This window comes from Fulvivirga ligni (genome assembly GCF_021389935.1).
Classification (GTDB): domain Bacteria; phylum Bacteroidota; class Bacteroidia; order Cytophagales; family Cyclobacteriaceae; genus Fulvivirga; species Fulvivirga ligni.
This window is the reverse complement of sequence record NZ_CP089979.1, coordinates 4,309,404-4,325,835: the sequence shown is the minus strand read 5'-3', so window position 1 is coordinate 4,325,835 and position 16,432 is coordinate 4,309,404. Positions and strand designations below refer to the sequence as shown.

Here is a 16,432-nt window from a genome sequence, read left to right as displayed (position 1 = left end):
GGTTAATATTAATATTTTAGACTAAAGCATGGAAAGGTTTATAAAATATTATGTGAAACAGGGTATGGATCTCTGGTCATGGAGATTTATCCTCAATTACACCATGGAAAAAACTCTATTTGTGGAATTTAATCAAGTGACAAGAAATCCTATGCCCAAACATTTACAATGGATGGAAAAGCACAGCGTAAATTCCATATCAACATTTAAAATTTACAAACAGGGATCACAACAGCGATTTGAGTTGGTTCCTGTAATGAAGGAATATCTTTATCGACAATATTTTGATGATTGGAAAGATGGGCACTTCACTGATTTATCACTATTAGATAAGGAAGGAAAAGAACTGCTGACTGTAATATCCAGCAAGAATTACATAATTATGCTACTTACTGACCAAGAGTGCAAGATGTTGGAAGGTAAGGATATTAAATTTGATTGTGAGTGGTCTTCATTGGAAGATGCTGAAAAATTCTATTCAAGAAGAGATAAAAAATCAATGTGGTCGTCAGTTATAACTTTGCTCGAAATTTTCAGTGACTGAAATTAGCATTCCCTATGCTAATAAATTAAACCGCTCATTTACAGTCACTAAGATTAAATCAACAATTACTTAATGTGTTATGTGACTATTTAAAATTGAAAATTTAATATATTAGCGCCTCAAAAATTTAGAGTTACTATTTTTTAGTGAATCTGTATTTAAATTCATTCATGAAAATCTTTTATTTTTTAATTTCAATCGTTGTGCTTTGCTCATGTTCTGCTAGCAAAGTGGTGTCTCAGGTTCAATCAATCAAGTTCGGCTCAGGTGGCGGATTTACTGGTGCAGTAAATCAGTATGAGTTAGAGGCGAATGGCAGCCTTTCTGTAATTGCAAAAGGAGATACCAGCCAATTAAAAGTGGTTTCTAAAGAGCAAATGGAAAAAATCCTTTCACTTGCTGAATCAGTGAAGACCATTAAAATGAATGAACCCAAGAATATGTACCAGTTTATAGAAATCAACTATAAACAAGATGAACCTTATCGTTGGGTATGGGGGCTTGGACGACAAGATTTGCCCTCCGAGCTAAATGAGCTATTTGAAACATTAACAAACCTTACCAAATAACTATTATGAGAACAATTCTATGGTTGGCCATGATGCTTGTCGTGGGTGGGTATGTCTATGCCCAAAAACAGACACAGATCATTGATAACTTTAAAAATCGAATTCCTCACAAGAGCCGTTCATCTAATTCTGCAGTGACTACACTTCAGAGTCAGGCTGTGGATGTGCCATTAACCAGAGGTAAATTTCAAAAATTTGCCAATGTTTCTAAAATGTCAGCATCTGATATTCAGGCGTATATGCAGCTGACTAGTACAGTTACATTGAAGAGTAAGAGGAAGCAAACTGATCATTTGGGCATAACTCATGAATCTTTTCAAACTTATTATAAGGGAGTACCTGTATTGGGTTATGATATTACAACTCATGCTAAAAAAGACTTGCTTCTTCAGGGGGCTACTCCTAAAGTTGGGGAGCTTGACGTATCTCCAGCTTTAAGTAAAGAAGCCGCTAAGGGTATTGCACAGACCCATTTAAAAGTTTCGAAAATTATAAGAGAGTATCCAGTTGATTTAAAGCTTATGGAGCTCTCTAAAGGTAATTTCATCTTAGTTTATGAGGTGAGGGTAGATGCACTGGAACCATTAACTATGAAGAAAGTATTCATAGATGCCAAAACAGGTGAAGTGACAAATACTTTAGAATTAATTGCACATAATGATACTCCAGCAACAGCTAATACCTATTACAGTGGCAATCAAAATATCACAGTGGATGAAACGGATGGTATTTTTCGACTTAGAGAAAGCGGAAGGAAGATTGAAACATATAATGGTACCTATTCAACTATTGGAGATACGGAGTTTGAAGATTATTCCGATTATCAAAATACTTCATCTACTTGGGGGGAAGCTTTACATTTAAGATCATTAACAATAACACCAGTATCAGATTGGTGGGCAAATGGAGCCGACGCAGCAGGAGATTTTGCTATCCAAATACTTAACGCCAATGATGCAGTGGTTTATGTAGGTAATACCATTAGCGATGATAATAACCCTACTTTTTTTCCAGATCTAGTTCTTGATAATGGTCCTTATACTGTAGAAATTTATGATTTTGATGGGGGTGATGATTACCAGTTTGGTGGTAGCTATACCATCTCAGCTAGCGCAGGAGAAGGTAATTTCTCAGATACGGATAATTCGGGCACATTCATTATTGAATCAGATCTGAACCCCGCACTGGACGTGCATTGGGGCATGGAACTTACTTATGATTTCTATAAGGAGGTTTTTGATAGAGATAGCTATGATGGTAATGGAAGTACGATAAAGCAATTTATAAATCCACCTCTTCTTCAAAGTCAAAATGGTAGAAGCCCAAATAATGCTTTTGCTTTTCCTCCTCCTTACAATGTTATGTGTTATGGTCTGGGAGATGGCTCATTTATGGGACCAGTAGTGGGACTTGACGTAGAGGGACACGAATTTACCCATATGGTGATAGAGGCCAATGGTAATGGAGGCCTTGATTATCAAAGTGAATCCGGTGCTCTTAATGAGTCTTTTGCCGATATCTTTGGCGTATGCGTAGAGTTTTTCTCCGGGCATGATCCTGATTGGGTTATGGGTGAAGACATTATGATCAATGAGCCTTTTTTACGATCCATGACTAATCCCAAGGCTGGTTGGCAACCTGACACATATCATGGTGATCTTTGGGCTGATACAGATAACATTTTTATTGATAATGGGGGAGTACATACCAATAGTGGTGTACAGAACCACTGGTTTTATTTGCTAAGTGAGGGCGGAATTGGTACCAATGATAATAATGAAGATTATGATGTTCCGGGAATAGGTATAGAAAAAGCGCGAGATATAGCATATAGAAATTTGATGGAGTATTTACCGTCAGACGCCACGTACTATGATGCATATCTAGGATCTTTACAGGCTGTAGAAGATTTATATGGTAATCCTTCTAATGAATATACAGCGGTAAAAGATGCCTGGTTAGCAGTAGGTGTGGGTAACACACCTAACCTGCCTTGCGGAGGTACTACTACGCTTACCGAAAGGACCGGTACTATTACCGATGGTAGTGGTGATGCTTCTTATAGTAATAACCTCAATTGTAGGTGGCTTATTATGCCGGAGGGTGCTGAGCAAATAGTAATAGACTTTACTGAGTTTAATACTGAAAGTAATTTTGATCGAATAGAAATCTATGAAGGTCCTAACGCGGTAAGTGAAGCGTTTACGTTCGCTTGGAGTGGTGGATCGTTGCCCGGAACTGTGGTGGTCAATGGAGGTGCAGCATTAATAAAGTTTACCACCGATGAAAGTATAGTTGGGGATGGATGGTCCTTGGATTACAGCACAGTAGGCACACCTACTTGTAGTGGGGTGTCTCTATTAACGGAACCAACAGGTACTATAAGTGATGGCTCTGGTGCAGATTCTTATGGAAATAATCAGGTCTGTTTTTCCCTAATAGCTCCATCTTGTGCTACATCAGTAACATTATCTTTCACTGAATTTGATCTTGAGGAAGAGAACGATAAAGTTATCATTTTTGATGGCTATAAGGAAGATGCGCAGCAATTGGCCGAATTCTCAGGAAGTGATATTCCAGATAATGTTACTTCTAATACGGGGATTATGTTAGTGATTTTCGATTCTGACTATGCCGTCACTGAGGGTGGCTTTACGGCTAGCTACACCAGTGAGGGGAGTAGTTTCTGCTCAGGAACAACGGAGTTAACCAATGACCATGGTACCATTACAGATGGTAGTGGCGCCTCAGATTATTGTAATAGTCAGAATTGCTCATGGTTAATAGCTCCGGAAAATGCAGAGTCCGTTACTATTAATTTCTTGGAATTTGACCTAGAACCTGCATCAACAGATGGCACTATCTATGATGCTGTGAGAGTTTACGATGGACCTTCAGCGAATAGTGATCTCTTAGGAACATTTGCGGGAGATAATTTACCTCCTTCAATTACCTCGTCAGGAGGAAGCTTGTTCATAACATTTAACTCTGACCTCGAAGTTTCGGCCGATGGATGGAGTCTTGAATATACTTCAACATATCCGGAATATTGTTCGGGCACACAAACCCTTACTGCTAAAGCAGGTGAATTAAGTGATGGTAGCGGAAATGCTGATTACGGAAATAATAGCATTTGTTCTTGGCTGATAGCACCAGCCAATGGTCTCAATCCGACATTGTCATTTACTGAATTTAACCTTGAGAATGAAGATGTACTAAGAGTTTATAATGGTGAAAATACATCGGCCAACTTATTGGTTGAGCTTACAGGATCTTCATTGCCAGGTGACATTACTTCAACCACTGGCGCATTGTTTTTGGAGTTCTTAACTGATGATAAAGGTATAGAATCTGGTTGGTCCGCTAGCTACCTAACCACACCTGTTACCGGTATAGATGAAGTTTTCTTTACTAATCTTGAAGTTTTCCCTAACCCGGTGGAAGATGTTCTGAATATAAAGTGTGGCATGGTACAAGAATTATCAGTGAGTATTACTGATTTGTTAGGGCATGAATATCTTCAGAATTATAGCCTCAAAAAGGGTGATAATAAAATTGATGTAAGTCAGTTTTCAAGAGGTATTTATCTGCTTCATTTTCAGACGGATGAGGAGACTCATTTATACAAAATAGTTGTGGAATAAATTCAATATTATTCCCATGAAAAGGCATACTTCTAAAGTATGCCTTTTTTATTTATCGGCCATTGGATTCATCTAAATCGAATTAGATTGAAATTTTAATTTCTTTAAACGTAAATTGTACGTATATTGGGTGCTTATTTCAACCTTACATTATAAACCCAAGTTAAAATGAAAAAAACAGCTCATTTAATTGCGCTATGGTTGGCTATTTTTGTGGGTTCGGTTTCGGTAAAGGCACAGCAATGCTCCTTTACTAACCCGCTTTCTCCTAATAGCCACGCAGATCCTTTTGTTACCTTCCATGAAGGGTTCTACTACTACACATTTACCACAGGACTTCATGTAGAAGTTCGTAAGTCTGCCACGTTGGAAGGTATAGCAGCGGCAGAACCTATTGGTGTATGGAGATCATGGGAAGAACCAGCTATTGATGGTCCACCATGGGCACCAGAACTTCACTATCTGAACGGTAAGTGGTACATCTATACCACAGGTAAAGTGCCAGGAAGTGATGAAATGCGTGTCATCGTATTAGAGGGTGATAGCCCACAAAGCAAATTTAGGTATGTGGCTAACCTCGCTGGTGGTATTGACGCTACCATTTTGAAACATACTAACGGTCAGCTTTATATGGTGTGGATGAGAAACGAGGCTGGTTCGCTTACCAATATTACCATTGCACCTATGACCAGCCCTACATCACTTGGCCAGGGGTGGACTCAGATCTCTGAGCCCAACATCGATCTATGGTATAATTGGGAAAAGAGTCATCAGGTGTGTAACGAGGGGCCTCAGATCATCCATAGGAATGGTAAGTTTTTCCTAACATATTCTGCAAATGCCAGTTGGACAGAGCACTATTGCCTTGGCATGTTCACTTGTGATGATAAGGCCAATGTTATGGACAGAAATTCATGGGTGAAGTCACCAACCCCGATTTTTCAAAAGTCATACGAGAATGGTGTGGTAGGAGTAGGGCATGCCTCTTTTACCACTTCGCCTGATGGAAAAGAAGATTGGATACTTTTTCATGGTATGGATGATTCTAACGGTGATGGTGTCATCGAGACTGGATGGGAAAACAGACACCCTTTTGCTCAGCGTATAAGCTGGCATAGCGATGGAACGCCGAATATTGGTATTCCTCAGCCTGGAGGTGTACAAATGACTTGTGCAGGTGGCGCAGGAGAGTTTGTAAGATTACAATCAGCCAATTTTCCAGATAGATATATTCGTCACAGCGAGTCTAGAGGGAGAATAGATGCTGGTGTCAGTCCGCTTGGCGATGGACAGTTTAAAATGGTTCCTGGCTTGGCAGACCCTAACGCAGTATCCTTAGAGTCCGTTAACTATCCCGGTCATTTTCTACGCCATAGAAACGGAGAGATATGGATGGATCCTAATTATGGAGATAATCTCTATAAGAACGATGCTACCTGGTGGGTTAGACCCGGACTGTCTAACGCTGCGGGCATGTCTTTCGAATCGTATAACTTCCCTGGCAATTTTATCCGTCACAGAGGATCATTACTCTATAGTGAGAATCCTGGAGGCTTACCAGCCGATGCTACTTTCTTCAAAATTGCTACTTCGGTTAATGGAGGCTTATCCAGTGGAAATACCCTGTTAGTAGAAGCTGAAAACTATAATCTAATGAGTGGTATCCAGATTGAAGGCTGCTCAGAAGGTGGCCAGAACGTAGGGTGGATAGAAGCTGACGATTGGATGGTGTATGACGTGCTACTTCCTGTGGCGGGTACTTACACGGTAGAATATCGGGTGGCTAGCCCTAACGGTGGTGGTGTTATTGAGTTCGAAAAAGCGGGAGGAGCTCCAGACTATGGTACTATCACTGTACCTGCTACGGGTGGCTGGCAAAACTGGACCACTATATCTCATCAGGTAAATCTTCCTGCTGGTCAGCAGCAGGTGGCTATTCATGCCTTGAGCAATGGGTATAACCTAAATTGGTTTAAACTAACCCCGGTAGCTAATGCTGCTAATAATAAAATAGCTCAGCAAGATATTGAAACTGAGGGAGATCTCTCTATATATCCTAATCCTGGCAAGGATGTAGTTTATCTTAAACTACAAAATGAAGCAACTGTAAGTATTAGAGATGTTCAGGGTAAAACAGTGGTTAATCCAATAGTTTATAATTCTGAAACTGGTTTGGATATCTCTTCTTTGAATAACGGCATATACCTCGTTGTCATTGAGACGGATGATAGTCAAGTATCTCAGAAATTAGTGGTCAAAAAATAGGTTTGAATTGGTTTTAAACCCCGAATCAAAAGTTCGGGGTTTATTATTTATACTCTTATATCTGCTGCTATGATAACGCAACGGTAACATTTGCATCACCATTACTTAATTATACAGCATTAGATTTGCCACCGTCATGCATGACCCCATTATAATTTAATGTTCAACCAGGTCAGTTCTAGGTGGTGTCTACATGTGCCTTTTATTAGGTGCAATCAGTCCTGCCCGAAACTGTCCGACCTTAAAAACCAACATGAAAAATTTAAACAATTTCAAATTCAAACTGAATTATCTTTTTGGCTTATTAACCATTGGTTTAGCCCTATCATTAGGTTCTTGCCAGGAGCAGGATCAAATTGTTCCTGTAGATGTTCAAGGGCAGGTAGAAGCTGATCAGGCTGGTCCTCAAGAGGAAAATGCGCCGTGGTTAAGACAGCAGGAGAGCCTTGGTGGTCACACCATAGAAAGGCATGTGGCTAAATCAGATTCTTATTTAAGAGACAGACTTAACACAAGTAATATTAGTGCAGCTAGTACTTTCTATGAGCTAAACCAGGCAGGTCAGGTAATTGTAAACTGTATTAATGCTAACAGCAGCAAAGTAAACAGCTGGAAAAGCAGCAGCAGTACAAGATTAACCTTATACTATACTCACCATAGCAATATTGGTAAAGTATTAAAAAGAGGTGCCAGCAGCCCGGTTCCATCTAAGAAATTCTTAGCCGTACTTCAAAAGAAGTCTGGAGCTCCTAACGGATATTACCTGCTTACTTCTTACCCTAATTAATCGCAAGATTATTAATATTAAAAGCCCAAAGTGTCATTACTTTGGGCTTTCTTATTTATAAATGAATGTCAATGAATTTCGATAATAAATACCCTAAGTTATTCCAGTTTTTTGCAGGCTACTTCCCGGAGGCTGACCTGGATGGCTTCACCGATGAGGAGGTTGTAGAAAATTTTTGTGCTGATAACCCTGAAGATTTGGCCATGGCAGTTAGCAATGAATTAAAACAGCTTATAAAAGATAATGAATCATGGTCAGAGGCGCTGGAAGTGGCAAATAGATATTTTGAATCTAATGATCAAACAGAATCATGGATGCTCATGATATTGAAGCACTTAGATGAAAAAAAGTGTTAAAGAGTTATACTTCAATTGATAAAAAATCGTTTAAAATTTATGAATTGAATTTTACATTTTGACATATGGTCAAGGTGTATTAATTTTATAAATCTAAAGCCATGTGCTTAACTCTTTGACCTAAATATACATGCAAGCGTTCTCTATAGATACACGTAAATTTCACCGGTTTAAGACCATTGAAATCCTTCATCTTTCCTTTAATCTTTCGATAGCGCTTATCATATTTATAATGCTTTTGCTCCCTTTTATGTCAGGTAAAGAACTAAGCTTAACCAATATTTGGGACGTTTTATATCTCATTGGCACCGGTATTATCCTCTTCTTATGCCTTAATATTTCGCTACTGTTAATCAGGTTTATCAGACTGAGTCAGGCTGCTTACAATAAATATAGAGATATAATCATCGAAGTTAATGACAAGTACCTTGTGGTTATTGATAAAGATGACAAAAGGGAATACAGACTAGATACTACCGAGTTTCATAATTTTTTTTCCAAGCATGATAATCCGCGTCACCCATTGTTTGGTCAGGGCTATTTGAAAATTGCTGCTCAGGAACATGATGATATTACCATTCCCTCGATGATATTTGATCTATCAGTTGGTGCTTATTCCGTGAGAGATTTGTTGAAAAGCAAAACCAATTACACCGAGAGTAAAGTGAGTTACGCCACGCTCTATCAATACATCAAATAATAGTTGTTTTCAGACCCTATATTGTCTTAATGAGACATTAATCTCGATTATTTGGAGTCATATTTAATTTTCTCTGGTAAAAATTGTTAATTCGCCCTTCATTGTACATTTAATTCCATCCCTTAAAGCGGATTTTTTCTGAGTACTTGTTTTTATTATGAAAGTAGATAAGTTGTCAATTGTTATTCCTGCATATAATGAAGCAGCCACTATACACCTGATTCTGAATAAGATAAAGGATGTGCAGCTTACAAATGATGTAAAGAAGGAAATAATAATTGTAAATGATTTCTCAAAAGACCATACGGCTACTTCCATAAAAGAATATATGGATCAAAATCCAGAAATGGATATTCAGTTCTATGAGCATGAGAAAAATAAGGGGAAAGGCGCGGCACTGCATACCGGAATCAAGAAGGCCACAGGTGATTATCTAGTGATTCAGGATGCTGACCTTGAGTATGATCCTGCCGAGTATAATGATTTGCTCAATGCTGTTTTCAAAGGTGGTGCGGATGTAGTGTATGGTTCCAGATTTGTAAGTAGTAGTCCGCACCGCGTGCTCTTCTTTTGGCACACTATCGGTAATAAGTTCCTTACCTTCCTATCAAACATCTTCACTAATCTTAATCTCACGGATATGGAGACCTGCTACAAGATGTTTAGAACAGATATCATCCAAAATATAGAACTAAAAGAACAGCGCTTCGGCTTCGAGCCTGAAGTAACAGCTAAGGTGGCCAGAGTACCTAAAATCAAAATATTTGAAGTAGGTATTTCATACTATGGCAGAACCTATTACGAGGGCAAGAAAATAGGTGCTAAAGACGGTTTCAGAGCTATTTATTGTATCCTTAAATACGGCCTTTTTAGAAGGTAATTACCTAATTCCACATTTCCATATTCTGTAATTTCTTCCGTTCACTGGTTCCATTGGCTGGAATGGTAATTTCCAAATTACTGAAAATCAGTTGATTATTTCAGTGGCATATTTTTGATATGTCAGTATCCTGAGTCAATCAAATACTTTGGATATGGGAAGAATATTTACTTACTTTTTTCTTGTCGCCCTGTTTTTTTCGTTTCATAATACTCTAGGGCAAATTAACATTACCTCAGTTCCTCAGGAAGAGGTGAATATGGATGTGGAGAATGGAGACTTTCAGGTAGAGATTGAAAACCGGACTGGAAGCACAGTTTCAGGTGTGGTAATTACTATCAGCCTGCCGTCAGGAGTAAAGTATATACCTGGCAGTCTAAGTGAAGACAGCAACTTTCAAATAAGTGAACTGAATGTTAGCAACCTGTCAACGCCCACTTTTCAGGCATCAAATCTTCCGAACGAATCATCTTATTTGTTCGGTATTCAATATTCAGCGGATTGTGATGCTATTAACTTTCAGCTAGAAGGAGGTGTCTTCAGAAACGGCGTGTCAGTTTCAAGTTCAGCAGGAAGTTTCAACCATACGTCTGACGCCTACAATATCCTATATCCTGCACTTACCATAACTAGTGTCAGCCCTAAGAATCAAAATATAAATAATCAAGATACCACGGTGAGAAGCATCACTATTGTGAATGGTGGTTATGGTGGTTTGCAGGAATTTTATGTGGGTGATCAGCATCCTCAAGGTCTTGAAATACTATCAGTAAATAAGGGAAGCTTCTCTAATGGAGTAATTCATTTGACAGGCGCAGATTTCACGGCCATTGGTAATGGAGATAAGGTATTTGATAAAGATGAAAGTATTGTAATAGAGGAAACCCTATACTCTGAAACCTGTGTGGATGTAACACATACATCTACTATTGAAGCTTACTGGCAGCTAGATGGCAGTACTTGTCAAGGTTCCAGCACATATAGCAATGTGGCCGTTAATTATATCACTCCCGTAATTCAGCAGAATGCTACGCCATCTTTTAGCACCTGCTACAGTAGCGAACCCAGTGCTCAGGTGTTGGAGTTGAAAAACACCACCGCAGCTATTGCTCAAAATATTGAAGTAGATATTTTCAACTCCAGTGGAGATGGCTTTAACCCAGATATATATTCAAAGATTGATGTAGGAAGTATTACTTATAAAGTAGGCAGTGGAGGTACATTGAAAAGCATTACACCCACAGCCAGTTACAATACCAGTTCTGCTGGTTTTTATAGTTGTTTAGGAGCTAACGCCGTAGGCAAAGTAACGCTTGCTCTTCCTGATCTTTCTGCCAATGAAAGTATTTTCATTTATTGGAACACAGAGCACTGCTGCATCAACTCTTGTATAGATGCAGAACTTGGAGGATGGGAAAGCACGGTGAGGTACACTGATAATTGCGAAGAGAGCTATACAAATTCTATTGTAGGGCAAGAACCAGTTACAGCTAATATGAGTTTCTTCACAGAAACACCTGCCTTTATCTCTGACGGGGAAAAGAAGAATTTTACATTTTTAGTGTCCAGCCATGAGAATACTTATCCAACTGCCCAGGATGCATATTATGAGGTTCATTTTCAGCTGCCATCTGGTTTAGTTTACGAAGACCTTGAAGGTGATTTGACCTGGACTAGCAGTCCAAACACCTGGACACCAGCATCTATTGATTATAATGCTTCTAATGGTGATTTAATAGCGTTATATCCTTTGCCATCAAACTTTTCATTGCCTAAGACGGAGATCAATTTACAACTCAAGGCTGATTGTAGTGCACCTGGAGCTACTGCTGGCAGTAATGATATAGTGATGTCAGTATATTTCGTAGCTGACCCTTCTTGTAATGATGTTTGTAAGGTTTCGCTGGCCTGTTCGGAAACGGTGAGCACTACCTTAATTTGTCCAACTGAATGTGAAGAAGGAATGGCCTTCCAGCATTTCTCAATAGAGCGCACCAGCTTTGGTATGCCTGACAATAATGCTGATGGCTTCGCAGATACTTCGGGTAGCCTTGATGCCAGCAAAATCAAGAAGAACAGGGTGATGACCAATGACACTATTAAAGCTGTATTCAAAGGTCAAATCAGAACATCTGAAGCTAATCCTAGCTGGCAATATGGATATGCCAAGTCTACTCTGCCATTAGGAGCTTATTTAGATGTGGTTTCAGCATCAGTGAAGGTTTATGATCAAAGTACTGGTTCATTCATTACTTCAGATCAGGTCAGTGTAAAGAAGACAGCAGTGGGTGAGGTGGGAGTTTTTGATATTGACTTCAGTATACATACACTACAAGCTGGAGGAAGTTCACAGTTTGATGGTTTCCTATGGGGAAATGAAGACTCTGTGGAGGTAACAGTTTACTACACGCTGAGTGAGAATATAGGCGGAAAGATTCAAGAAGTAACGGTAAATAACGAATATTATGTGAGCGACATAGCCAACCCTACCAGCGCGGCTAACAAGTATCAATGCGGCTTTTATGATGAGAACATAACCTTTATCGGCTATTATTTTTATGTAAATAAAGGTACTTATTCCACAATATCATCATGTAGCGATTACATCACGCAATTTTTCTACTTAAGCATTGGCGATTGCTGTTCTAATTATCAGGGAGGTAATCTTTTTCCTTATGAGTACCGTAACTGGGCCTGGATAAAAGATGCTAAAGTAACTATACCTGAGGGTTACGAAGTGCTTAATATAAAACTAGAGCAATGGATTACCAAGGCGACTAATACCAGCATCAGGCAACAGATTCAAAGTATAAATCCTGATTCTGAAATCAATAATGAGCTTTATTTTAATCTGGCTCAATACTACGACATTAACGGAGGCAGTCTCACGCTAAGTGACGATGGATTTAGAGGTAGATTGTCAGTAGAAATAGCACCTACTTGTGATGTAACGGCGGGTACATATTACGATATGCCCTGGTCATTTAACTTCCAGCGGGCGAATAGATTAGATGGAGGGCAGGAAACAGGATGGATGACTTCTCAGCCCGATAAAATAAAATATGCACCAGCTTCTTTGAGGTTAACAGCACTTAATCCCAAAGAAGATGGTCTATTCAAAACAGTGACCTGGACCGTTTATGTAGAAAATACATCCTCCGGCTCTGGAGCGAACAATGCCTGGGTGCATATCAAGTCGCCTACAGGTACTATCAAGGTAGTAGAGGTTACGGATGCAGACAGTGGTACGACGCTCGTGCTATCAGGAGATATCTATCAAGTTGGAGAGATTGCAAAAGGGCAGACCAGAGCACTGAATGTCACAGCTACTTATGCGGCTTGCACACTAGAGAACATTACAGTTTATTCTGGTTATGAATGTTCAGCTTATCCAGCTGATTTCGAAAGCTTTACTTGTGGTTATACCCAGATGAATTTATCCGTAGAGCCAAAGCCTGCACAGTTTCAGGTTAGGATCAGAGACACTTTCATCGGAGAGGGATGTTCCAATGATTTGGAAGTGGAAGTTGAGGTCAGAAGTGTGAACCTGGCGGTGGTAGATAGCTTAAAAATTAATGTTATCCAACCATCAGATCAAAGTATCACTTATACAGATGCCACTAGTGAATTCCAATATAACTTAAGTCAGGCATTCAGAGATATCTCTGACCCTTCGCATGTGGTTAATACTTACACATATGATGTGGCGGCTATCGATGCCACTATAGGAGAAAATGGTCTTCCAGGTGTTCTTGATCTATCTAATAATACCTTCAAGCTGAAGTTCCATATGCAGTTAGAAAATAGCTTCCAGGCAGGTGATTACCTACTGGTCAATGTGGAAGGGCAAGCAGCTTGTGGAGCCAGCTTACCAGATATTAATCTTGCTGTTGATCCAAGTATGAAGTTCGAAAAAGATACCAACTCAGGCTTATCGACAGGTGTAACCAATAGCTGGAGTGCCAGCTGGGGTGATTATGATAATGATGGTTATGAAGATCTTTTTGTGCCTGAGTACGATGGTTCAAAGGTGAGTCACTTATATCATAATAATGGAGACGGTACTTTCACAGAAGTCACCACCGCCATCAGCAATAATAAATTAGATGCTACATCGGCCACTTGGGGCGATTATGATAATGATGGTGACCTCGATCTTTTTATCACTGGTAATGCGGGTAGCCTAAGTCAGCTATATAATAATCAGGGAGATGGTACCTTCTCACGGGTAACCAATGGTGAAATAGTACAAGGCGAAGGCTATGATCACTCAGCAAGCTGGGTAGATTACGATAATGATGGCTTTTTAGATCTTTATGTGCTGGATATTATCCAAACTAAGTACAATAGACTCTATCATAATAATGGAGATGGCACTTTTACTAAAGTCACAGGGGTAGAAATTACCAATATCATATCCAGCTCCATAGGTGGTACCTGGTCAGATTATGATAATGATGGTGACATGGATATATTCATTCCAAATAGAGATATGGAGAACTTCCTGTTCAAAAATGAAGGTAATGGACAGTTTACCAGAGTGCTTGATGGTGATATAGTGAATGAAAATCTTGGGTCAGTAGGTTCCAGCTGGGGCGATTATGATAATGACGGTGATATGGACCTTTTTGTGGCCAACCCTGGTACCAAGTATAACGCTCTTTATAACAATCAAGGGGATGGTACTTTTACTAAGATTACCACCGGACCAATAGTGACAGATAAAGGTAATACCCATGGCAGTGCCTGGACAGATTTAGATAATGATGGTGATCTGGATTTATATGTTACTAATGATGCCGGAGAAGGTAATTACTTATACATGAACAACGGTGATGGTACTTTCCAGAAACTGTATAATGACTTAACTGAGGCCACTCAAAAGTCTTTTGGGGTAGCCACGGCAGATTTTGATAATGATGGTGATCAGGACATTTTCGTTGCTAATCACTCAGGTGAACCCAACCAGTTATACATTAATTCCCGAGGTCGTTGTAATCAGTCCATCTGTTTCACTTTAATAGGAACTAATTCTAACAGAAGTGCCATTGGAGCCAAAGTGAGGGTGAGAGCAAACATCTATGGCAAAGATGTATGGCAGATGAGAGAAATTACATCGCAAACTGGTGGAGGAATCGGTTCTCAGAACTCTATGAAAGTACTATTTGGTTTAGGCGACGCTAGCCAAATAGATGAGCTTGTTGTAGAATGGCCATCAGGTATTGTACAAAGACTTTCAGGGTATTCTAATGGCACCTGTCATGAAATAGTAGAGGAGCCAGGAAGCTCTGTATGTGGTAAGGTATATTATGACTTAAATGATAATTGCGTACAAGATGCCAATGAAGTAGGTGTTCCCAACCAAAAAATAATGATCACATCTGCCGATAGAAATTATGAGCTACACACCGATAAAAATGGAGATTACAGAATCTTTCTGTCAAATGGTAGTTATCAAATTGATTACGTGGAAAATGCTAACTGGTCTTCTTGTGAGGATATGTATTCTCTACAAATCTTAGGTGAAGGGCAGGATACCTGTGATAATAATTTTGGAGCCAGCTCAGATTGTTCACTTTCTGATTTAACAATAAGTGCTGGAAACACGGTTTTACATAGAGGCTTTGAAAATGTTTATGTCATCTCATATAAGAACCTTGGGGTAGGGGTGGCTGAGAATGTGAGCATACAAGTAAATTTCCCTGATGCCATCGAAGTAAAGAGCAGCAGCATAAGCTGGAGCAGTAAGGTGAATAATGTTTATACCTGGGATATAGGATCAATGAATCCTTTTGAAGAAGGTGTAATTGAAGTGGTAAGCAGAACAGGTTTAGAATCTAATGTAGGTGAATTCTTAACAACAAATTTCACTATTGCCACCAGCAGCACAGAATGTGACGCCACTAATAATAGTTATTCTGATAACACTGAGGTTGTAGGTGCTATTGATCCTAATGACATATTGGTTTCTGATGTGAAAATCAACAGATTGGATAGACCATTAACCTATGTCATTCGTTTCCAAAACATAGGAAGTTATCATGCCACTTTTGTGAAAATTCAGGATCATATTAGCAATAATCTTGATCTAAGCACTATGAAGGTGGTGGGAAGCAGTCATGATATCACTGAGATTAAAACTGTAGGCAGAAATATTACCTGGTTCTTTAATAACATTAATTTACCAGATAGTACTTCAGATAATGCTGGAAGTCAGGGGTTTGTGAAATATGAGATACATCCATCTCAGAACCTGGTACATGGAGATACTATTTTCAATGATGCAAGCATTGTTTTTGATTATGAAGCGCCATTGATAACGAATACAGTTCACACGGTATATCATAATCCGGCTAAAAGGATAATTAATGTCTATCCTAATCCGGTAAGCTCCCATGAAACAGTCATTCATTTTGAAGGAGACATGACTTACCCATATGATCTTACAATATACAATAGTCTTGGTGTGAAGTTAGTACAAATGAAAGGGGTAGATGATTATAAGGTAAACTTACAATCCGCCAATCTACAACCAGGTTCATATGTATATCAGCTTCATGATCAATATGGTTATTTAATGACCACCGGAAGATTAGTAGTATACTAGTCAACCCTTTATAACTATATGCAGAGGGCCCATGATTAAGATCATGGGTCTTTTTTTTTGCCGTTTTTACCCCGTGTTAT

The 16,432-nt window shown here is 39.2% G+C and carries 9 protein-coding genes; all 9 read left to right on the top strand.

What is annotated here, in order from left to right:
* The first annotated feature begins 28 nt into the window (after positions 1–28).
* Positions 29–544 (top strand): hypothetical protein, encoded by a 516-nt coding sequence (locus LVD16_RS18140; RefSeq protein WP_233769699.1) that lies wholly within the window; start codon positions 29–31, stop codon positions 542–544.
* 170 nt (positions 545–714) lie between these two features.
* Entirely contained in the window at positions 715–1,113 is a 399-nt protein-coding gene (locus LVD16_RS18135) for a hypothetical protein (RefSeq protein WP_233769698.1), read from the top strand.
* A 5-nt stretch (positions 1,114–1,118) separates the two neighbouring features.
* Positions 1,119–4,757: a CUB domain-containing protein gene (locus LVD16_RS18130; RefSeq protein ID WP_233769697.1), complete on the top strand. Its 3,639-nt coding sequence runs from the start codon at positions 1,119–1,121 to the stop codon at positions 4,755–4,757.
* 168 nt (positions 4,758–4,925) lie between these two features.
* On the top strand, positions 4,926–7,022 hold the full coding sequence (locus LVD16_RS18125; protein ID WP_233769696.1) for a family 43 glycosylhydrolase: 2,097 nt from the start codon (positions 4,926–4,928) through the stop codon (positions 7,020–7,022).
* A 253-nt stretch (positions 7,023–7,275) separates the two neighbouring features.
* A complete protein-coding gene (locus tag LVD16_RS18120; protein ID WP_233769695.1) occupies positions 7,276–7,809 on the top strand; it encodes an RNase A-like domain-containing protein in 534 nt (177 codons plus the stop codon).
* Between the two features lie 71 nt (positions 7,810–7,880).
* Complete coding sequence (locus LVD16_RS18115; protein ID WP_233769694.1) at positions 7,881–8,165, top strand: contact-dependent growth inhibition system immunity protein; 285 nt, start codon at positions 7,881–7,883, stop codon at positions 8,163–8,165.
* 130 nt (positions 8,166–8,295) lie between these two features.
* Positions 8,296–8,865: a hypothetical protein gene (locus tag LVD16_RS18110; protein WP_233769693.1), complete on the top strand. Its 570-nt coding sequence runs from the start codon at positions 8,296–8,298 to the stop codon at positions 8,863–8,865.
* A gap of 157 nt (positions 8,866–9,022) precedes the next feature.
* Positions 9,023–9,745 carry a glycosyltransferase family 2 protein gene (locus tag LVD16_RS18105; protein WP_233769692.1) on the top strand — a complete coding sequence of 241 codons (723 nt, stop codon included), beginning with the start codon at positions 9,023–9,025 and terminating at the stop codon, positions 9,743–9,745.
* A 154-nt stretch (positions 9,746–9,899) separates the two neighbouring features.
* Entirely contained in the window at positions 9,900–16,352 is a 6,453-nt protein-coding gene (locus LVD16_RS18100; protein WP_233769691.1) for an FG-GAP-like repeat-containing protein, read from the top strand.
* Positions 16,353–16,432 lie beyond the last annotated feature (80 nt).